Raw genomic sequence first — 19,132 nt, 5'->3', positions numbered from 1 at the left:
CGTCGAGAAGAACGTGACTTTTTCGGGAGCTATATCGACGATAACGGTACGGTAGTGGTCGTTAGACCGGTTTTACAGACCGTTTACACCGAAAGAGCCAACCTCAGCTTGCCAGAACAGTTACTTGATTCGCGAGAGTTTGCCGTCGACGTTCCGCTCCAGCTCTCGGTTGGTCACGACGTGTGCGACCGAGAGGAGGAAGAACGCGACGACGACGACGCCGGCGAGTCCGAGCGTCGGAATCGACGACAGCGGCGGGACACCGAGGAACGCACCGGTGACGAGCGCCGCTCCCACGACGCTGAGCGTCGCGTACCATCGATCCCATCGATCCTGTCGATGCGTATCCGTATCGAGGTACATCATCAACAGATCGGCGTTGTCCGCGAGCGAGATCAGTCCGCGATCCTGATCGTATTCGACGATCCCGGCATCGTCCATCTTCGGAAGATGCGTTTGGTAAAGGGCAACGTATACTCGCTTACGCTGGTCCGAACTGAGTGCGCTGACCTCGGTGTCGTTCTCCCAGGCAGCGATCTGCTCGGCGAGTTCACCGAGCGTGACCGTTTCGTCGGATTCGAGCAAGTACGCGAGGACTTCTCGACGGCGGCGGTTTTTCAGGAGTTCGAAAATAACGTCTTTCGAGAGCCGTTGCTCCTCGTCTGAGTCGGCGACCGATGCGATCTCGTCCGGAAGCGAGGTATCGATCGACGACATTACTCTCGACCTCCAGGCACTGAACGGCCGGGCCAGTCCCATCCGTTGGGCGAGAAACGTCTACCATACTGTCGGGTCGACGGGTTCCGCTGTCTGTTTGATCGGCAAATCGCAATCACGATTGACACACCAAGTTGTACACCAATACTGACACTCTTAAGGACGGCCACGTTTCGCACCGGCTGCAAAGCGGGTACGGATCGACTTCCCCGGTCTGCCGACACTGCACCGAATCGACACCTCGGTGGCCGATCCGGGTAGCGGATCGATGCGAACGGTATCGATCGATTGTGGCAGAGTATCTTTCGCGTACGTACGGAAGAGTCGGGGGCAACGAAACGCGTCTCCAAGTCGAGGGGTAAAGGTGCGACACGACACTGGTTCGGAACGTTTGCTCGTAGCGACATAAAGTCGAGCGACAGTTCGAAGGAGAAACTCGAATTTACGCGGTGAACGCGTGATTTACGCCGGCCTCTCGTCGGGGCGATTGCCGTATTTCACGTCTCGTGTTCACAGTGAACATCGTCAGGCGAAACCGGTTCTCGACGTCGGTAAGCTACGGGCGACCGATGAGAGACGATCCCGACACGGTTCGCTGACCGACTCGATCGGGGACGGCGATATCGTATCGATACTGCGTCGCCCGATGCGACTCCCACCGCGTGATAGTCGCTCGCAACTCTTGGTAACACCCGTACAGAGACGGCTGGGCGAATATTCGTCGTCAGTCGACGGTCGAAGCAGTAAGTCGGCGTTTCTCGCGAAACCATGTGAACCCCTTACAGTGCCGGCACGGCTCTTTCCACTACTGATGACGCGGTCCATTATCGATCATACGGAGACAGAATCAGCGAAAACGGAGCCCGGGCTATGTCCTGACTGCGAAACCGATACGATCATCCACGACCCGGACCGCGGCGAACGAGTCTGTGAAGAGTGCGGTCTCGTCCTGACCGAAGATCCGATCGACTACGGTCCCGAGTGGCGGGCGTTCAACGCCCAGGAACACGACGAACTCTCCCGCGTCGGCGCGCCGCTGACCCAGTCGATGCACGACCGCGGGCTGACGACGACGATCGACTGGCGCAACAAGGACGCGAACGGTCACTCCATGTCGGCCGACAAGCACGGCCAACTCCACCGACTCCGCGTCTGGCAGGAGCGAATCAGGACCAAAAACGCCGGCGAACGCAACCTCAAGTACGCGCTCTCGGAGATCGACCGCATGGTCAGTGCGCTCGGCGTTCCGCGACCCGTCAAGGAGACCGCAAGCGTCATCTACCGACAGGCGCTCGATCAGGACCTCATCCGCGGCCGATCGATCGAAGGCGTCGCGACCAGCGCCCTCTACACTGCGTGTCGTAAGGAGGATATTCCGCGCAGCCTCGAGGAGGTAACCTCCGTTTCACGCGTCGATCAACGAGAGATTGGTCGCACCTACCGATACATCGCGGACGAACTCGATATCAATCTCGAGCCCACGAACCCGCGTCAGTTCGTCCCTCGCTTTTGCTCCGAACTCGACGTCGGGAAAGAGGTCGAGACGAAGGCCGTCGAGATCATCGACACGACGACCGAGCAGGGACTGCACTCCGGGAAGTCCCCGACCGGCTTCGCCGCGGCGGCGATCTACGCGGCCGGTCTGCTCTGTGACGAGACGATCCCGCAGCGAGCCGTCGCCGACACCGCACAGACGACCGTAGTGACGGTTCGGAACCGGTACCGGGAACAGCTCGAGGCGATCGATCAGCAGCCGGCCTAATCGCGTGCTACCGAGACGATCGGCTACATAATCGACCGCTCTTCGTCTCCGCGTCCGCTCGTGTAGAGATCCTGGTCCGCCACCGCGTGCAGGTTCGCGTACGGCACGAACGCGATGAACTGGTCGTCCGCGTCGTAGAGTTCGATACCGTTCTCGGTGTGCTCGTATCGATCGCAGTCGATCTGCCCCTCGGGGAGGATTGCACGATACATAGCTGACGGGATGCTCGCCAGGCAGAAATAACTGCGGTAGGGGACAGCAAGACGGTGGTGACTGCGTAGGGGACGGCAAGACGGTGGCGAGTGGGGCCGCCGTCGCCTCGAGAACTGCATCCGACGGCTCACTGCTCGAGTGGCTCCGTGGACAGCTGTTGTCTCCGGACGGCATCGGTTCGGCGTCTCCGACGTGACCGCCGAGGACCGCTCGAGCGGTAGACCAGCGGCTACCGCGGTGAAGCGAGCACCCGCGCGTGGCTGCGTTGGTGGGTGGGTAGTGGAAGTGGGGCCTCTCTCGAGGGGCGTTTCGATCCCGTGGACGGGGCTATCCGTGGACGTCAGCTGTCTCCGGGTCGCTCGAGTCGGGTGTCTCGTTCTCGGTTTGGCTCGTCGACTCGATCCGGTGGGTCGAGTCGATCGCCTCATTCCGTCCCGTCTCGCCGGGGATCGAGGCGTCCGTCGGGAGAATCACCCGTCGTTCGGTGTACTCGAGGCCGTTCTTGCGTTCGGTCTTCCGGCGCACCGCGAGCCGGTTCTTCGAGAGGTCCAGGAGGGAATCGATCGTTCGCGAGACGAGCTTCTTCGCGTAGCTCTCGCTGATGCCGGGTTCGTTGCGGCGGATCCAGTGTCTGAGGTCGCTCGCGGTGACGAACTCGTCGACGCCCTTACAGCCGCGTTCCCACGGATCGTCGCCGACGCTCGAGTCGGTTCGCGCCTGCCAGAGTTTCGCGGCCAGTCTGGTGGGGAGGGCGTTCGCCGCCGAACGACGCCGCTGGTCGTCCATCCGCGCGAGTTGCTGGATCGGGAGCAGGTCGCCGTAGGCGAGCGAGACGTCGCCGCCGCGCTCGAGCGGGTCGGCGCACTCGGGCAGCCGGTAGTAGGCCGCGCCGTCGTCCTTCTCGATGCGCTCGAGACGGCCCTCCGGGACGGTGACGGCGTGCTCGTCGATGTGTTCCGTCCGGAGGTGCGCGCCCTTCTCGAGTTCGCGGGACTGCAGTTCCGCGATTCGCTCCTTGTTCGCGCCGGCCTTGTTCAGCGCCGCGTCGGTGACGCTGTCGAGGCGTGCGGTTTCGGTCTCGAGTCGGTCGGTTTCGGTCTCGAGTCGGTCGGTTTTGGCCTCGAGCTTCGCGACCCGACCGTCCAGCTGGTCGACGGTCGCTTCGAGTCGGTCGCGGTCCCGCTCGAGGTCGTCGATCCGGTCGTCTTTGCGCTCGAGGCGGGTCTCGAGGGTCTCGAGACGCTCGCGGAGGTGGTCGAACTCGTCGCGTCGGTCGGAGTGGGCGGGCTGGTTAGGGGTCGATTCCTCGGTCTCGGCTGCTGTCGGTGATGGCATCGGTTCGAATGGTGTGGGTAGTTGTTCGACGATACGCGGGCGTCGGAAGGGCCGTCCGAGTCGTCACTCGAGTGGCGGATCATCGGACTCGCTGCCAGAGCCTCGGTCGTCGGTATCGACGCGAGAGCGAAGCGTGATCAACAGCGGGTTGATTTGGGCGCGGATCTCCCGCAGACGACGCCTGGTACGGGCGCGCGTCTCGTCGTCGAACGCCTCCGTCTCCGGGATGGACTCGAGAAGCCGCGCGACGTGTGCGTCGAGTTCCTCGAGGTGGTCGACGAACCACTCGGTGGTCATCGCCTCGGGGACGGGAGGGGACTGCTCCGCGGGAGGGGACGGCTCGGAATCATCAGAATCGTCGGTCACGGCTCAGCCCCCGCATCGCGTTCACCGTCGGCCCCCGCGTCGCGGTCGGCCTCGAGTCGCGGATCGTCGGCCGCGTCGACCAGCAACAGGCCGGGTCGGTCGTCGATCACCGCGAGATCGTAGACGCGGACCGAATCGCCGGCCTCGAGCCCGAGTTCGGCCACGGCGACCTGTCCGACGGCGACTCGAGCGGCGTCGTAGCGATCGCACAGCACGTACGCGGCGAGCGGGTCCGTCGACTCGGCCGCGGGGACGAGTGCGACGCCGTCGTCGTGTGTGAGTGCGTGGACTCGAGACCGATCGGTCCAGTCCCGGTCGCCGAGCACGCCGGTCGAGAGCGTGACCGTCCGCCCGGGGCTGACGGCGTGCGTGCCGAGGTAGCCTCGGCCCGTGGGGACGATGTAGTCGGTCATCGGCGGGGTCCTCCGCGGGACTCGAGGATGGCGTCCTCGCTGGCGACGACAAGCGCGTTATCGCTGAGAAGTGGGAGTGCGACGGCTTCGTCGTCCAGGTTGATTAGGGGGTGGTCGTCTCGCTGGCTAGCTGTACGGTCGTCTATGGGGTAATCTCTATGACCCCTCGAGCGTTCGTTTCGCATGGTCGGAATCTCGTGTAACGGGTGACCCGACCCCGGCGTGTCCTTAGCACGTCGGACTTTCAGTCCGAAAGGGCAGGTCAACAACAACTTCTCACTAACCATTAATATAGCTTACTGGCAAGTCGTCAGTGCTGCGTTGCTCTAGGCAATTCTACGCAGACTGGTGGCAAATTGGCACAGATAACCAGTATTCGTATGGTTATGGACTTCGATGCTTCGAACAAGATGCGCCAAGCTGCGGACTGGATGGTTCCGTCGGACGACAGAATACTCGAGTTAGTCCGTGAACACGGCAATTTGACGCCGACGGCCATCGAGGATCTCGGTGGGCCAACGTCCGGCCATGCCAGGAATCGTTGTCCGGTTCTCGCGGAGTATGGACTGCTCGAGCGGATTTCTCGAGGCCTCTATGGAATTACTGAGGAGGGGGAAGCCTATCTGAACGAGGAGTTAGATGCGAGCGAACTCGAGGCTACTACCGAGACCTCGTAACGACCCACCAAGCAATAATTGAGATACTGGCTATTCACTTCAGATCGGCCTTGTGAACACGAACCGTCTCCATCTAACTACTATTTCCGATAGTTCTGTGACACCAGTGTAAGAATGTCGGCAGAGAGACCGAGTTGCCGGCGATAAAAGACAAGAAGTGAGTGAACACAGAAAACTTGCTCTCGTGTTCATATTCGGGAGATCAATCTTCGCGACGGGCAACCGTAAGGGGAAGCAAGAGAAAGACTAGGAACTGAACGTCGCCAAATCGGCTTGAACTCCCTTGTCTTCTTCAAACTGCTCAATTGTCTGTTCCATAGCTTTCGATTCTATTAAAAACTCATTACATTTTTCATCATAATTGTCCGAAACATCATCATATATTGTTTGAGGGTTTTGTTTCCGAGATCTAAGACGGTATACTGTGCTCCCGTCATCAATTTTATCATTGGAATCGCTAACCTTAGTCATTATATCAAGATGTTCCCATAACTGGATTACTCTTCCTGTTAGTATTGAAGCCTTATGGGTCGAATCTGAGCCATATAATGTACTGTCAAAGTAATTCCGTAGCTCTTGTGTCGAAAAGTGTGTATTTGGTATATCTGTGTCAAGATGATTACTGGCCATCTTTATTATTGTATGTTCAAGAAGTAAACTATGATGGGTGTCGTAAAAAAAGTCTGGTAGAACATGGGGCGAATCCATAATTTCTCTTCCAGGATCTAATACTTGTCCGAGATCTCCATCATGGCACCTATTTTGACCAGGATCACTTGGGAAATCAGTATAGATGTCTATTTTTGCACCTTCTGTTCCAGTAATACGCCATACATAGAAATCTTCTGGGTCTGTGACTGATTGTTCATATTCTTCGATAGCAACCGCTGTGTCATTTGCTCGTGCTGGTTCAATAGCAATAGCTGTTTGAATACGGTCATTCCGGAAGTCTAGATTTATATCATCACTTAGGGCGCTGTTATTGTCTCTCACGCCCCCAAGCATTTCTAATGCGTCATCGATTCCCGTTTCTGGCCTTTTACGTAAAGAAAGTATGATTATAAGGATGATTGACCCATCAGTTTGATTTCCTACGAGGACGTCTGCTGAGTCTACATCTAATGTTCTGAGTGGAAATAATCGCCTGAATTCCCAATTTGTGACTCGTTCTATTGGACCATTCCTAAGGAAAGCAGCCATCAGCGTTGTTCGCACTTTCTTTTTATGTTTTGATTCTTCTTTTCTATTCTCATATTGTTCTTCAGCAGCTTCTATAGCGTCTTCGTCGTCCAATAGATCGTCAAGTATCTCTTCCTTAGTGTTCTCATAGTTGTCATTAGATACTTCATCTTCGTAGTACTCGAGAATCTCAAGTTCTTTTTTTATAGTGTTCATTATCCTGCCAGTGGGTAATCAATAGATTCAGCTTCAGCGTACTCATCTACAGTCGACTGAACAATTTCAAAAAAGCGGAAGAACGTACTTATTTCGCGTTTTTCCCTAGGAAAAACTCGGATTGCGTTCTCGTCCGCCCGAATATTAAAGAATAGATTACTATCCTGGTCATAGATCTTGCTAGAGAAATAGACTGAACCACGTTCAGCTGTCGTATCGATTAACGCATAATCACTTCCTTGGAGGCTTGCCTGAAGTGGTTCTAAATCTTCATATTTTAAGTCAAGTTCAATTCTGGCTGGAGTAGACTGCGAAACTCTATTCCCTTCAGATATTTCGATTTCATTGATTCGTGTACTATCATATGCGTTCTTAATATCTAAACATCGGTTTATACATTCATCAATATAATGGAACATCAAGTGAAGGGAGCCACTTTTTAATTTAAACACACCTTCTTTATCCATTCTAAAGTCCAACTCATCTGGGATTGAAATTTCTAGAATGTGAGGGAGCACACCATATTGTTCTTCGACTTCCCGGAGCGTTCGTAAACCATCATCACCATAATAATTGATCGTTCTCTCTTTATCTGGCCTCTCGGCCGCAGGGATTTCTGTTCCTTTGGTTCTTTTTGCGATGAATTCAGTAACCTTGGCTGAATCGTTTTGTTCTGCAATTTGTTCAGTTACCTTCTTCAAGATCCGGGGACTTATATAAAGATAGTGGACACCGCTTATTTTCCTGAAAAGCGGAACAATAGCATCGTTGATCTCTTCCGTCTTCCTCTGATCAGTGTAAAAGAATATCAGGTCTTTTTCTTCATCGAAATGAAGGTACGCCTCCGCTCGATTGATTGGGGAATATTGGCGACCGATTTTCTTTATGACTCCGTATTCTTCGTCGACCTCCCAATTACGTTCTTCTAGTCTATTCTCAAACTCTGTCTGTGTGAGTTCGGTGACACCTGAGATGATGTAAAGGTCTTCGCTAGACAACCCACTATAATTCCTGGATAAATATCTGTTAAACTCAGGCCCGTCTTCGAACTCATTTGAGTCGATCTCGAAGACTCCCATTGTCAGATAGTTACGGACTTATCCTATAAGTTAATCGAATGGGGTGGAACTGATACTCAATGGATATTTCGGACAGTATAAGTGATTAGATCGACGAATCTGGGATTAGTGAGTACTCACGAGCAAACCTGCGGCTATTCGGAAGACGAAGAAAATCTTCCAGAGGGTATTCCTCCGATCTCTTGTGACCAACCTCTCTGGAGGGATCAAGACCATTGTATATGGCATGCTAAAACAACTGAAAAGCCGGTTGATGTACTCGCCAGAAAGTGGGACAGTGCACCTTCTCGTATTGATGGGATATATTTAGCAGAAATTCATCTAAGTGATCGTCTTGATTTCGAGGATATGGATCTATATAATGCTAATTTCAGCGAGTCCGACTTGACTAACGCTAACTTTCAGGGCACACAATTAGACTTAGCTGATTTTTCAGAGGCAAATCTTCGATCGACGAAATTCAATAGTGAGGCTACCAACCTTACGGGCGCGTGTTTTGAAGAGGCAGACTGTATTGATACTCGATTTCAACATGCTACCCTCCATAATGCTAACTTCCGCTCGTCTAATATGCCCTCAGCGAAATTACAACATGCCGATGCAGCTGATGCGGTTTTCATTGATTCCGAGCTTCATGATGCTAAGATCATTTGTACAAATCTGCGTAGTGCAGAATTAGATGGGGCGGAGTTACATCAAGCAGATTGTGGTAAAGCGATGCTAGAAAGTGCGTCTCTCGTGGACTCTGATCTCCGTGGAACTTCCCTCGTCGATGCTGATTTATTTGATACGGATCTCCGAGATGCTGAGGTAGATCATAAGACCAACTTTGGCACCCAAATTTGTAGAGAGTTCATTGCAGATCGAAATGCCGAATGGGATATTATTAAGGAGAAGACTGGGTTTTCGAGCGATATCTGTGGTGAACGGGGCCCTATCTCAGATTCAGATCCTGAGGATACTTATCATTCTAGAAGAGAAGAGTATATGCAAGGTCTCAAGTACAGATATCAAGTGCTGGCTGCATTCAATCGTCTTATTACTAGATGTCCCATCTCGTCGTCTCATGATTGTAGTCTTGATGACCTTGAGGATGCAGAGGAGATATACAGGAATATAAAACAGTTGTTTAGGGAAAACCCCGTCCCAGAACAACGGCGCCAATTCAATATTCGAGAGAAGGAAACGAGTCGGAAAATAGCGTATTCACGTGGGGAAATTTCCTGGTTCCGCTGGACTGTGTTACGGTGGACTATGAAATACGGAGAAAGCACTAAACAAGTTCTTTTAGCCTCATTGGGTGCAATCCTGTTGGGTGCGGTAATCTACCCGATTTGGGGAATTCAACGAAGTTCAGGCGAAATAATACGATATAGATTCTCAGGGAACTTCTCTATAGAATATATTTTCGACTTCCTATTTTATAGTCTACGTCGATTCATTAGTACAAGTGACGGCGGTCTAACCCCCTTAGGGCCTAACGAGTGGATTGCTCTAGGCCAAACAGCAATTGGAACGTTGCTATTGGCGATGTTGGTATTTGTATTAGGCCGGAGAGCAACATCGTGAGGAGCGACTGAACACCATCATTTCTGGTGGATCAACTGGAGATCTGCGTGCGGAGGTCGGGCGGGGGGCTGTAATTTTTTGGCTCAGTCCCCTTGGGGACACCCACATTGGGTTTCGGCATAACTGATCGAATCAACTGTATCAGAAGACATCGGCGGTGGTAGGCCGACATCGAAGCTCCCCATCCGCTGGTGGTGTGTCAACCGGACGGGCCGATCGGCGATCAGGCGTCGGTGACGTTGGAACGATCCCGATCGGTGACGGTGGGTTCGATGTCTCACGTCGAACGGACCCTGTCGGCAACGACAGTACTCCTTCCCCCCGTCGGATGGGTTATTCGACCGGGAGAAAGTAAGCCTACTGGCCGTCAACGAGGTTCTAAAGCTGGTTCTGTCGGTGTTTCGAATGCGTCCGAGAAGCGTTTCGAGTTGCATTTCGAGGGTAACAATCCGGCACTCCTAATCGAGCAGATACGAAACGAGATGTGTGATTGTCGGATCGGTGTGGTTTTGAATCTCAGCGGCGTCGGCGAAGTTCCACACTTGGACGAATAAGCGTTCGAAGTGATTTTGATACTCAAACCGAAGTGCTCTGTGGTTCGGGAACCTCTCGTTTTCAAATTTACGGAGTGTATCACGGTATGTGGGGTTTGTGTTGCCCATGTACCCAAATCGAGCGAACAACAGCTAAGCAACGGGGAGCAGTTTCCAGAATTCCGATACGGTCTCACGTCCGGAACTGCGTCATCATATGCACGGATATTCGAATCTCATGCATATTCGATAAACTGGATCTGTCGACGTTCAATCCCCAAAAAAGAATGAGTATATTAGCAGTGTCACTCGGTCTTCCCCTTCAGTTCAATAACAGTATCATAGATTAGGGCCCTATTCCTTCTGTGAGAGAATTTTCGTTTTTGATAGTAAAATATTAGGAATAAGATCAACTGTAGAACCAAGATTAGTGACACAATTCTTAGGTCGTTAAAGTAGAGATAGGCCCAGAAGGTATCGGTAGCCCCCAATCCAACATATTCATACACCAATAGAGAAATGGAATAAAATATCAAAGACAGACCAAATACCGTATGCATACTCCGGAAAAAGGTTGTAAGAATTTCATATCTTCTATAAAGAACAGGCTTGTTGTAAAGAATGGAATGGCATACGTGTTTTAAGTCATTAAAATCGTGTCTATCAATACTCTTTGTATTAACATCGTACTTTTCATTTATTTCAGCATGGAGTTCATGTACCATTACAGTTTTCATAGTGAAAGGGGTAAACGGTGCCAGTCCATCTCTGATATGATCTTCAAAAGAAAGATGTAAACCAAATCTCTTAGTTAATTTTTCGTAAATAGGGTGTTCCAAGAAGAATTTATCTATGTTTGAGCCAAATTTCGAGATTGATTTATCGAAAGGGCTAGCTATGCCATGTACAATTCGACCAATCACGTATGAAAGCACTATGATTATCAAAGTTGCTTCGATACCTAACAGGTCCAATGCGTCTGAATAGGCAGTTCCCGGTCCTAAGACCAACGGTAAAAAGATAAATACAGCGACTAAACCAGGAAATATATCGACAATAATATCGTATAAGTCGAGTTTTTGAACAGGCATATTTCAAATCATGTTCGGGAATAGTTATAAATTATGAATAGTTCGGATTAGTATACTTCTTGGGGGCTGACCAGGGAACCACCACCACAATTATTACAAGCTGTTACGTACTGTTACACATGCCCGTCGATTTCGAGAACTACCGTCCGACCGATCTGCCCGACGAGAACACGAACGGGCGTCGGATCCTCGAGTTCCTCGCGGCCAACCCCGAAACGGGGTATCGAGCCGGTGAACTTACAGAGGAACTCGAGATCCCACGCGGGAGCGTCGGAACCACGCTGAGCCGACTCGAGAGTCGCGGACTCGTTCGTCACAAGGGCCAGTATTGGGCGATCAACCCGGAAGCCTACGACGCCCACACGGCGAGTGTCGTCGGTCTCCAGACCGTCGCCGAACAGTTCGAAGGCGATTATTACGATCAGAATTCGGACTGGGACGCCGAGCTTCTCGATCTCGATGACCAAGAGACGGACAACGAGTCGTCGGAGAAGCAGTAATGCACGAACGCGGCGTCATAGTCGTTGCAACGGATCCATTTGGGAACACGCCGCGCCGGCCGTATCTGCTCATCAGCGATGAGAGCCATCCGTTTGTCGGAGACCAGTACATCGCGCTCGGAATTACGACCAAAGAGTACGCCGAGAGCGTTCCCCTCACCGGTGCGTTCGAAACTGGAACCCTCAATCGCGACTCGTTCGTGTCTCCCTGGGCCATCGTTTCGCTACAGGATTCCGACGTCGATCGGGCAGTCGCTCGCGTAACTCCCGAACTGATCGATACCGTCACCGATCAAACGATGCAGTACATCTGCGAGTAGCAACCCCTCCACCGCAGACACAACCGAGCGCACATACCGGACGAGCGATCAGGCGCTCGACTCGTCCCGCTCGTCCTCGAGCCCACCAACGTCGAAATCAGATCCAGCGCCGAGATCGATTGCCGCGTCAGCCGGAGCCTCGAGCACCACCGTCTCCCCGGCCGTCATCGCGTCCCCGATCTCCACGTCGATATCCTCGAGTGCCACCTCGGGCGGAAAGAGGAGATCCACTCGACTCCCAAACGCGATGTGCCCGATTCGGTCGCCGCGCTCGAGGTCGTCGCCGCGCTCGGCGTAGGGGTGAATCCGGCGGGCGAACGCGCCGGCAATCAGCGTCACCTCGGCGTTGCTTGGCGGCTGGTCGGCTTTCGCGTGCGGGTCCTCGGCGGCCAGATCGTCGTCACCACTCCCGTTCCCCACTCCCTCAGACGACTCAGAGGCGGGCAGGTTCGACGACTCGGTTTCACACCGCACGTGCACGCGCTCGTTTCGATCCGAGTCCTTCGAGAAGGCGGGCCGGTTCGCCCCGGAGACGTGCTCGACATCGGTCACCGTCGCCGCAAACGGCGCGCGGACGACATGGACGTGCCAGACGTTCATGAAGACCCCCAGCCGAACGCGGTCGCCCTCCTCGCGAAGCACGGAGACGTTGCCGTCGGCCGGCGAGACCACGCCCGTCGGCGGCGGCGTTCGCTCCGGATCGCGGAAGAACGCGAGTGTTCCGGCACCGAGTGCAATGGCAAGGATACTCGCCGTCACGCTGAAAACGAACGCGAACGGCGCAGCGAGCAGCGGGAGCGCAGCGTACTTCCAGGCCCCCGGCGCGAAGTTCATGGCCCAACTCACGTGATCGACTCGTATGGCCGTTACGGTGGGCTGCGGCGGCGGACCAGCGGATCGGATCCGATCGACGAAGCCGCGCGCGCCGACCGAACCGCGATCTACCGAATCCGGTCGATCGGCCCGCGCTCGGCAGCGTGGACGAAACCGTCGCGCCCTCCCCGTCCTCGAAGTCCACCTAACTCACCCCGCCGCGGCGCTCGACGGTGTGCTGGCAGCGCGAGAACGGAAGAATTCAGCCGTCTCAGTCCCAGAACGCCTGCGTGCGCGCGTATTCCCGTTCCTTCGAGAGGATGTCGCGGTAGAACTCGTCTTCGTTCTCCCGAAGCTTGTTGATGATCTGGGCGGCGTTGTGCGGCCCGACACCGCGGGCGGCCATCGCGATCACGGCCTGCTTCCCGTGGCTCTGGACCAGCCCGGCGCTGCGATACGCCCGTTCGGTCATCGTCGCCTGCTCCTCGTCTTTCTCCTCGGCACGAACCGCCTGTACGACCTCGTCGGCCCACGGATTCAGCGAGGCGATCCGCGTCGAGCCGCAGTCAGGGCATTCGGGCTGGTCGCGAACACGCTTGACCTTCGTCTTCACCTTCCACTCCTTGCAGTGCGTACAGAGCAGGATGATCCGATCGTTCTGGATCCGCTCCCGAACGGTGTTGATGACGCTCGCGTCCGCGTTCTCGGGGGCCAGCAGCTCCTTGCCACTCGAGGAGCGGCCACCCTGTCCGACCGGCGTTCGACCACGGTGAGTCAGGAGGTCGATCTCGCCGGATTGGATCTCCTCGAGCACCGCACTCGCCCGCTCGACGTCCAGATCCTCGTGGAACACCTCCCGGATCGACTCCTGGTACATCGGAGTCTCTTCGAGCGCCGCGAGCAGGCGGTCGTTCGAGATCCGGCCCGACCCGCTGGCCTCCCAGCGTTTGAGCGCGCCGAACTTCGCCGAGACCTGTGCGAGCCGGAAGGCGAGCGCGTCCGAGTTCTTGAGCCCGAGTTCGACGATCGCCTCGACGTGCCCGGGATCGGTCTCCTCGAGCACCGCGAGCACGTCGCTGGTCGCAACGGAGTTCGGTACCTCGAGTTCGATCCGGTAGGGATCCGTCTCGAGACCCACCGACGAGCCCGACTGTTGCCCCAGAAGCGCCGAAAGCACCCGGCCGAGCGTCTCGTTCGCCATGTGGCCGAACGGCGCGTTCAGGACGACGGTCCGGCCCTGTCGCTCGAGGACGAGTCGGTCCGCCGTCGGCATCGGCGCGTCAGCCGAAACCTGGCGCTCGAGTTGGTCGCAGGCTTCGGTCAGCGTGTAGTCGTCCGCGGGATACCGGTGTGCCAACTCCCGACCGACCGCGGCGGCGTCGGCCCCTGCCGAGAGCTGTGGCTCGGCCACTCCCCGAATCTCGCCGACCTCGCCCGCTACCGGCGCGGGAACTGGAATCTCCTGACCGATCCACGAGGGTACCTCGCCGGCGGGATCCTCGATCGGGCTCACCTTGACTCGTCCCTCTTCGTCGTCGATCTCGGCGATGCGCCACATCTCGCCCCGTTGAATAAAGACCTCTCCCGGCTGGGCGAAGTTGACCACGAACCGCTCGTCCAAGGTCCCGATCTGGCCCCCCGAGGCGATGTCGTGGACCTCGTAGGTCTCCTCGTCGGGGATCATCGAGAGATTGGAATAGACGTACTGCCAGGTCCCGCCCGTCGTCTCGAGTCGATCGTCAGCCTCGTCGAACCAGACGATCCGGTTGCGGTGAAGCTCCGAGACGACCTCGCGGAACGTCTCCACGGGAAGGTCACGAAACGGGTACGCGCGCGTAACGGTCTCGTAGGCCTCCCGGATCGGCGTCGCGCCGCGGCTCTGGACGAACCCCGGAATCTGGTTCGCGACGACGTCCAGACTGCCCTCGTGGATCGCGGCCGGTTCGACCTCGCCGTCGCGGGCGCGGCGAGCGATCGCGAGCGCCTCGAACGTGTCGTCCGGCCGGGTCGCGACGATCGTCCCGCTCGAGACCTCGTCTTGCCGGTGGCCCGCGCGACCGATCCGCTGGAGCAGCCGCGTCACCTGTCGCGGGCTCTTGTACTGAATCACGTGATCGACCCGGCCGACGTCGATCCCCAACTCCATCGAGGACGTACAGAGCAGCCCGTCCAGTTCACCCGACTTAAATCGGTCCTCGACGTCGATTCGGGCTTCCTTCGACAGCGAGCCGTGGTGGACGCCGATCGGGAGCTCGAGTTCGATGAATCGCGAGCCCAGCGCCTCCGCCGTCTGTCGCGTGTTGACGAATATTAGCGTCGACTCGTGGTCCGCAACCAGATCGCGGATCAGCCGAACGTGACTGGCCGTGTCCGCTTCGGTCATCAGTTCGCCCGAGAGCCGTTCGTCCTCCTCGGTAATTTCGGGCTGGCAGACCGTCACGTCGACGTTGCTCCCGACATCGATCTCCCGGATCTCGCAGGGCCGCCCGCCCGTCAGAAACTCCCCAACCTCGCCGGGATCACCGACCGTCGCCGAAAGACCGATTCGCTGAATGCCGTCCGCGAGGTCCTCCAGGCGCTCGAGACCGATCGCCAGCTGTGCCCCCCGCTTGGAGGCAGCGAGTTCGTGGACCTCGTCGATAACCACGTGAGAGACGTGGGCGAGGGCCTCGCGAAGCCGTTTTCCGGTGAGCATCGCCTGTAGCGTCTCCGGCGTCGTGACCAGCACGTCCGGCGGATTTTTCGCCTGCTTGCCACGCTGGTACTGGGTTGTATCGCCGTGGCGGACGTCCACCTCGAGATCCAGGTACTCGCCCCACCACTCGAGGCGCTCGCGCATGTCGCGGTTGAGCGCTCGCAGGGGAGTCACGTAGAGCACGCCAAAGCCCTCCGGCGGGCCATCGTCCGCCACGAGGTGATCGAAAACGGGCAACATCGCCGTCTCGGTCTTGCCACTCCCCGTCGGTGCGATCACGAGCGTGTGCTCGCCGGCCGACAGGGGTGGGATCGCCAGTCGCTGCGGTGCCGTCGGCGTCGAAAAGCCGCGCTCGGAGAGCGCCCCGCGAACCGTCGGTCCAAGGTGCGTAAACGCCGCGACGTCGCCCTCACTCATCGAAACACCGTAGGGGCGAGAACCGGATAAGCGCCACGTTCCCGGAGATATCGAGCCGGTCGGATCGGACTCGAGCGCCTCCCCCGCGCCCGTCCTCACTCCTCGTCGTCGGTCGAGTCGGTGGTCTCGTCTTCGTCTACTGGCTCGCCGTCGTCGGCCGAACTCTCGTCCACATCGACGTCGGATCCACCGTCCTCGTCGATCACGTCTTCGACGTCCTCTTCGACGGACAGCTCGCCCGGTTCGGCCGGCTTCTCCTGAATCTCGTCGCTCGAGCCCGACGTGATTTTCGCGGACGACGGATCGTCGGCGAGATCGACGTTCGTCGCGGCGTCGTCGACCGGCTCTCCGGCACCGGACATGGAACCGTCACTCGACGCATAGGGGTCGGTTTCGATCTCCGTTTCGTCCGTTTCGTCCGTCTTGTCCGTCTCCTCTTCGTCGGAGCCGACGTCGCCGATCGGAATGGGCTGTGATTCCGTCGGAACCGTCTCCGGAACGCGGTCGCTGACGGCCGAGGGAACGGCCTCGACGGTTCGTTTCCGGATCGTCTCGAGCGACGTATCGCCCCCGTCGTCGCCCAAACCGAGGAGGCGATCGATGACGTACGCCGCGACGACGGTCCCGGCGGCTACGAGTACGAGCGTTCGGAGTTGGCTGCTCGAGTCGGTGGTCGTCGCGTCCGGCGGCGGGTCGCGTGACGATGACGTGGTCGTGTCGACGGCGGATCGAACGCGCATCGGAGATCGTACAGTCCCGGTCCGGAAGTCGGTTCGGGATGCCAGCGCAAGCGTCGCGGTCGACCGCCACTACGGGCCGCCACTCGACGGTGATCGACGGCCGAGCGGCTGGATATCACAGCGCGTCGCCTCGGTTGACTCCGTATTCGCCACGCTCTCGGGCCGACCCGTAGTAACGGCTCCCTAAACCCTCGGTGTGACACGTAATTAGATATTACAGTCAGGTATGTATGTCATATAAAAATCCGTGAATATGCTATCTCGATAAGATGATACGGCCCAATATACGACAGACTGACGACGCGGACGAGCGAGTGAACCCGATTCGAAAGCGGGGGCGGTAGCCATGCGCCGAGGACAGGCTACGGCCACGGTCGGATTGCTCGTGCTCCTGTCTCTGGGATTGATCGCCGTCGGAGTCGCCGGCGTGAGCGCGGGCGATGCGACGGACCGATCCAGTACTCTCGGAGCACAGGACGCCGAACCGAGCGCGAACGTCTCCGAAGAGGCGTACGTCGAACCGGCCCCTGAGGCGGGCGACCCGTACTACGAGGCGAGCGACGGAAACTGGGTCAGCTACATCAACCCGCGCGACGAGTATCGATCCCCGTATCTGGGTGACGGCTCCGGGAAGATCGGCGTGACGCTGCTCAACGAAGCGGGTGACCCGATCGTCGGCGAAACCGTTCCGAACACGACCGTCACGATCGAGACCGGAGACGAGTTGAACTGGCACCCCCACGCCAACCCGGTGACCGTCCAGTACCCGCTGACCGACCACTACGACCGACCGCTCGACGCGGATCAGTTCGGGACGACCGACGATCTGCCACAGGGCGACGGCTACATGGACTCCCATACCATCGAGATGCACGGCCAACCCGAGGATGCAACCATCGAGTACGGCGAGGCTCAGATCGAGGGCGAGCACGCCGACAAAATCGAGGTCGTCGGCTACATCGAGCAGGCCCACGACACCTGGGACACGAGCGTCGATCCGATCGAGGACGCCGAATCCTACGAGGAGGTCGGCGGCGAGTGGACCTTCAAGCCGGACGGCTCACACGGCCAGGTCATCGTCGTCCTCCAGCTCGACAGCGACGCAACGGGCGTCGACGACGGTGACTCGAGCGAGGAGAACGATGACTCGAACGACAGCGACGGAACGGAGCACTCGAGCGACTCCGACGACGGATCGGCGAGCACGGACGGTACGAGTGACACCGAAGGCGACGATGGCGACGAGCTCCCCGGATTCGGCATCCCGGCGGTGATCGTCGCGCTGGCGGTCGCCGCACTCCTCGGCGCCCGACGCCGATCAACCTGACGACGGACGAACCCGTTTCAAAAAAACACGGCCCTACGTTGTGTCTGTGCCTTGTCGTTGCGATCACTAACTACGACGCGGAGACAACCGAGAACCACCATCATCACGGTGTGAAACGCGTTCTATGACATCCTCACCGTTCAGTGGGTTCTCGACAATGGATTTCGATCCGTAGGAAGGGGGCGACAGGGGCAAAAACTTCAACGAGCGGACCCATGATAGTTTCCCACATAAATACTCAAATACAACAGATAATATTTTAGTGGTGTAACAAATTGGCTCGAATATGAACGAGATATTAGTCGGGATACTCGGCTTTCAAATTTCGATAGTCGCCGCACTCGATCTAATTCTCCGGGAAATTGGCCCTACCCCTGAGGGACCGGGCTACCTCCTAATCTGGGTGGGTGTGCTGATCACGCTCGTCGCTATCGGTCTTGATCACGTTTCGTCTGAATAGCTAGCTGACCACAATATGTCAGGTGTGGTATAATACGCTCATGCGAGCGCCGACGCTGGGTGGATTCAACTGACATACAGCGAACGAAAAACCGGTGAGGACCGGTCGATAGTCTATCGTCCCCTCGAGCGAACTGTCCAGTCTCACCGTAATAAGACTGCTGGCCGATCGAGTCTGTCGAATAAGACTGCTGGCCGATCGAGTCTGTCGACGTTCCGTCAGCGACCGGATTCGTTCCGAGACCAGAATCGCGTCGATAACGGTAGCTGGAGTCGTCCAACCAGTGAGATTTTGCCGCTTCGCTCGAGAGGGTGAAACGATGACAGCCGCCAGCGACTCGGACGATCCCCGCGTCCCGATCGTATGCCCCGACTGTGAGACGACCTCGCGCATCCCCCTATCGGACGTCGCCGACACCATCGAACGCCACAACGAGCAGTTACACGACGGCGAGGACGTCGCGGCCGTCGATCCCGATATCGTCGAACGCATCGCCGATCTCGCTGCAACCGATCTCGGACTGCTCGAGGACTCAGAGCCCGAATCGGAGTCCGACTCAGAGGCGGCGTAAGCTACCGGCGCAGGTACGAGCGGATTTGCTGGAACAGCGACTGTGACATCTCCTCGGTCGACTTACTGTCGCGTGTCGTAACCCGGCCTTCCTCGTCGGGTGTCTCGTCCAGTCGAACGTCGGGCCGTTTTGAATCCAT

At 57.0% G+C, this 19,132-nt stretch carries 21 protein-coding genes; 8 read left to right on the top strand and 13 right to left on the bottom strand.

Annotation, left to right across the window (positions count from 1 at the left end):
- Window positions 1-120 precede the first annotated feature (120 nt).
- Complete coding sequence (locus tag NATTI_RS0123920; RefSeq protein ID WP_006090930.1) at window positions 121-717, bottom strand: DUF7344 domain-containing protein; 597 nt, start codon at window positions 715-717, stop codon at window positions 121-123.
- Between the two features lie 811 nt (window positions 718-1,528).
- Between NATTI_RS0123920 and NATTI_RS0123915 the strand changes: the two genes are divergently transcribed.
- A complete protein-coding gene (locus tag NATTI_RS0123915; RefSeq protein WP_006090932.1) occupies window positions 1,529-2,479 on the top strand; it encodes a transcription initiation factor IIB in 951 nt (316 codons plus the stop codon).
- Between the two features lie 23 nt (window positions 2,480-2,502).
- On the opposite strand, the gene NATTI_RS0123910 is transcribed toward NATTI_RS0123915, so the two are convergent.
- The 5 genes from NATTI_RS0123910 to NATTI_RS27235 form a co-directional block, all read right to left on the bottom strand.
- Window positions 2,503-2,691, bottom strand: a complete 189-nt coding sequence (locus tag NATTI_RS0123910) for a hypothetical protein (protein ID WP_006090933.1) — start codon at window positions 2,689-2,691, stop codon at window positions 2,503-2,505.
- Window positions 2,692-3,019: 328 nt separating this feature from the next.
- The gene (locus NATTI_RS0123905) at window positions 3,020-4,027 is read right to left on the bottom strand and encodes a hypothetical protein (protein WP_006090935.1); all 1,008 of its coding nucleotides are present in this window, start codon (window positions 4,025-4,027) and stop codon (window positions 3,020-3,022) included.
- A 63-nt stretch (window positions 4,028-4,090) separates the two neighbouring features.
- Entirely contained in the window at window positions 4,091-4,393 is a 303-nt protein-coding gene (locus NATTI_RS0123900; protein ID WP_241434357.1) for a hypothetical protein, read from the bottom strand.
- Window positions 4,390-4,806, bottom strand: a complete 417-nt coding sequence (locus NATTI_RS0123895) for a hypothetical protein (RefSeq protein WP_006090939.1) — start codon at window positions 4,804-4,806, stop codon at window positions 4,390-4,392. Before NATTI_RS0123895 ends, NATTI_RS0123900 begins: the two co-directional genes overlap by 4 nt.
- The gene (locus tag NATTI_RS27235) at window positions 4,803-4,991 is read right to left on the bottom strand and encodes a hypothetical protein (RefSeq protein WP_241434358.1); all 189 of its coding nucleotides are present in this window, start codon (window positions 4,989-4,991) and stop codon (window positions 4,803-4,805) included. Before NATTI_RS27235 ends, NATTI_RS0123895 begins: the two co-directional genes overlap by 4 nt.
- Window positions 4,992-5,192: 201 nt before the next feature.
- Between NATTI_RS27235 and NATTI_RS0123885 the strand changes: the two genes are divergently transcribed.
- Window positions 5,193-5,483 carry a hypothetical protein gene (locus tag NATTI_RS0123885; protein WP_006090943.1) on the top strand — a complete coding sequence of 97 codons (291 nt, stop codon included), beginning with the start codon at window positions 5,193-5,195 and terminating at the stop codon, window positions 5,481-5,483.
- A gap of 246 nt (window positions 5,484-5,729) precedes the next feature.
- Here NATTI_RS0123885 and NATTI_RS26310 read toward each other — a convergent pair whose 3' ends face one another.
- Both NATTI_RS26310 and NATTI_RS0123870 read right to left on the bottom strand, forming a co-directional pair.
- A complete protein-coding gene (locus tag NATTI_RS26310; protein WP_152423960.1) occupies window positions 5,730-6,878 on the bottom strand; it encodes a hypothetical protein in 1,149 nt (382 codons plus the stop codon).
- The gene (locus NATTI_RS0123870; RefSeq protein ID WP_006090945.1) at window positions 6,878-7,957 is read right to left on the bottom strand and encodes a hypothetical protein; all 1,080 of its coding nucleotides are present in this window, start codon (window positions 7,955-7,957) and stop codon (window positions 6,878-6,880) included. The genes NATTI_RS26310 and NATTI_RS0123870 overlap by 1 nt, the downstream gene beginning before the upstream one ends.
- Window positions 7,958-8,065: 108 nt before the next feature.
- Between NATTI_RS0123870 and NATTI_RS25855 the strand changes: the two genes are divergently transcribed.
- Window positions 8,066-9,526: a pentapeptide repeat-containing protein gene (locus tag NATTI_RS25855; RefSeq protein WP_152423961.1), complete on the top strand. Its 1,461-nt coding sequence runs from the start codon at window positions 8,066-8,068 to the stop codon at window positions 9,524-9,526.
- Window positions 9,527-10,364: 838 nt separating this feature from the next.
- Here NATTI_RS25855 and NATTI_RS0123860 read toward each other — a convergent pair.
- A complete protein-coding gene (locus NATTI_RS0123860; RefSeq protein WP_006090948.1) occupies window positions 10,365-11,150 on the bottom strand; it encodes a hypothetical protein in 786 nt (261 codons plus the stop codon).
- A 119-nt stretch (window positions 11,151-11,269) separates the two neighbouring features.
- Here NATTI_RS0123860 and NATTI_RS0123855 point away from each other — a divergent pair, with 119 nt between their 5' ends.
- Window positions 11,270-11,650, top strand: coding sequence for a MarR family transcriptional regulator (locus tag NATTI_RS0123855; RefSeq protein ID WP_006090949.1), 381 nt, complete (start codon window positions 11,270-11,272; stop codon window positions 11,648-11,650).
- Window positions 11,650-11,970 (top strand): hypothetical protein, encoded by a 321-nt coding sequence (locus NATTI_RS0123850; protein WP_006090951.1) that lies wholly within the window; start codon window positions 11,650-11,652, stop codon window positions 11,968-11,970. Before NATTI_RS0123855 ends, NATTI_RS0123850 begins: the two co-directional genes overlap by 1 nt.
- 48 nt (window positions 11,971-12,018) lie before the next feature.
- Here NATTI_RS0123850 and NATTI_RS0123845 read toward each other — a convergent pair whose 3' ends face one another.
- The 3 genes from NATTI_RS0123845 to NATTI_RS0123835 all read right to left on the bottom strand — a co-directional run bounded on the left by NATTI_RS0123845 (window position 12,019) and on the right by NATTI_RS0123835 (window position 16,635).
- On the bottom strand, window positions 12,019-12,804 hold the full coding sequence (locus NATTI_RS0123845) for a protein sorting system archaetidylserine decarboxylase (protein ID WP_006090953.1): 786 nt from the start codon (window positions 12,802-12,804) through the stop codon (window positions 12,019-12,021).
- 250 nt (window positions 12,805-13,054) lie between these two features.
- Window positions 13,055-15,895: a DEAD/DEAH box helicase gene (locus NATTI_RS0123840; RefSeq protein ID WP_006090955.1), complete on the bottom strand. Its 2,841-nt coding sequence runs from the start codon at window positions 15,893-15,895 to the stop codon at window positions 13,055-13,057.
- A gap of 95 nt (window positions 15,896-15,990) precedes the next feature.
- Window positions 15,991-16,635, bottom strand: a complete 645-nt coding sequence (locus NATTI_RS0123835; protein WP_006090956.1) for a hypothetical protein — start codon at window positions 16,633-16,635, stop codon at window positions 15,991-15,993.
- 346 nt (window positions 16,636-16,981) lie between these two features.
- Here NATTI_RS0123835 and NATTI_RS0123830 point away from each other — a divergent pair, with 346 nt between their 5' ends.
- The 3 genes from NATTI_RS0123830 (at window position 16,982) to NATTI_RS0123820 (ending at window position 18,993) form a co-directional block, all read left to right on the top strand.
- The gene (locus NATTI_RS0123830; protein ID WP_006090958.1) at window positions 16,982-17,962 is read left to right on the top strand and encodes a PGF-CTERM sorting domain-containing protein; all 981 of its coding nucleotides are present in this window, start codon (window positions 16,982-16,984) and stop codon (window positions 17,960-17,962) included.
- Window positions 17,963-18,248: 286 nt separating this feature from the next.
- A complete protein-coding gene (locus NATTI_RS26715; RefSeq protein WP_019992230.1) occupies window positions 18,249-18,422 on the top strand; it encodes a hypothetical protein in 174 nt (57 codons plus the stop codon).
- 319 nt (window positions 18,423-18,741) lie between these two features.
- Window positions 18,742-18,993 (top strand): hypothetical protein, encoded by a 252-nt coding sequence (locus tag NATTI_RS0123820; RefSeq protein ID WP_006090959.1) that lies wholly within the window; start codon window positions 18,742-18,744, stop codon window positions 18,991-18,993.
- Between the two features lies 1 nt (window position 18,994).
- Here NATTI_RS0123820 and NATTI_RS26305 read toward each other — a convergent pair whose 3' ends face one another.
- Complete coding sequence (locus NATTI_RS26305; protein ID WP_019992229.1) at window positions 18,995-19,132, bottom strand: hypothetical protein; 138 nt, start codon at window positions 19,130-19,132, stop codon at window positions 18,995-18,997.

This window comes from Natronorubrum tibetense GA33, from assembly GCF_000383975.1.
GTDB classification, from domain to species: Archaea; Halobacteriota; Halobacteria; order Halobacteriales; family Natrialbaceae; genus Natronorubrum; species Natronorubrum tibetense.
This window is presented reverse-complemented; position numbering and strand designations above follow the sequence as displayed.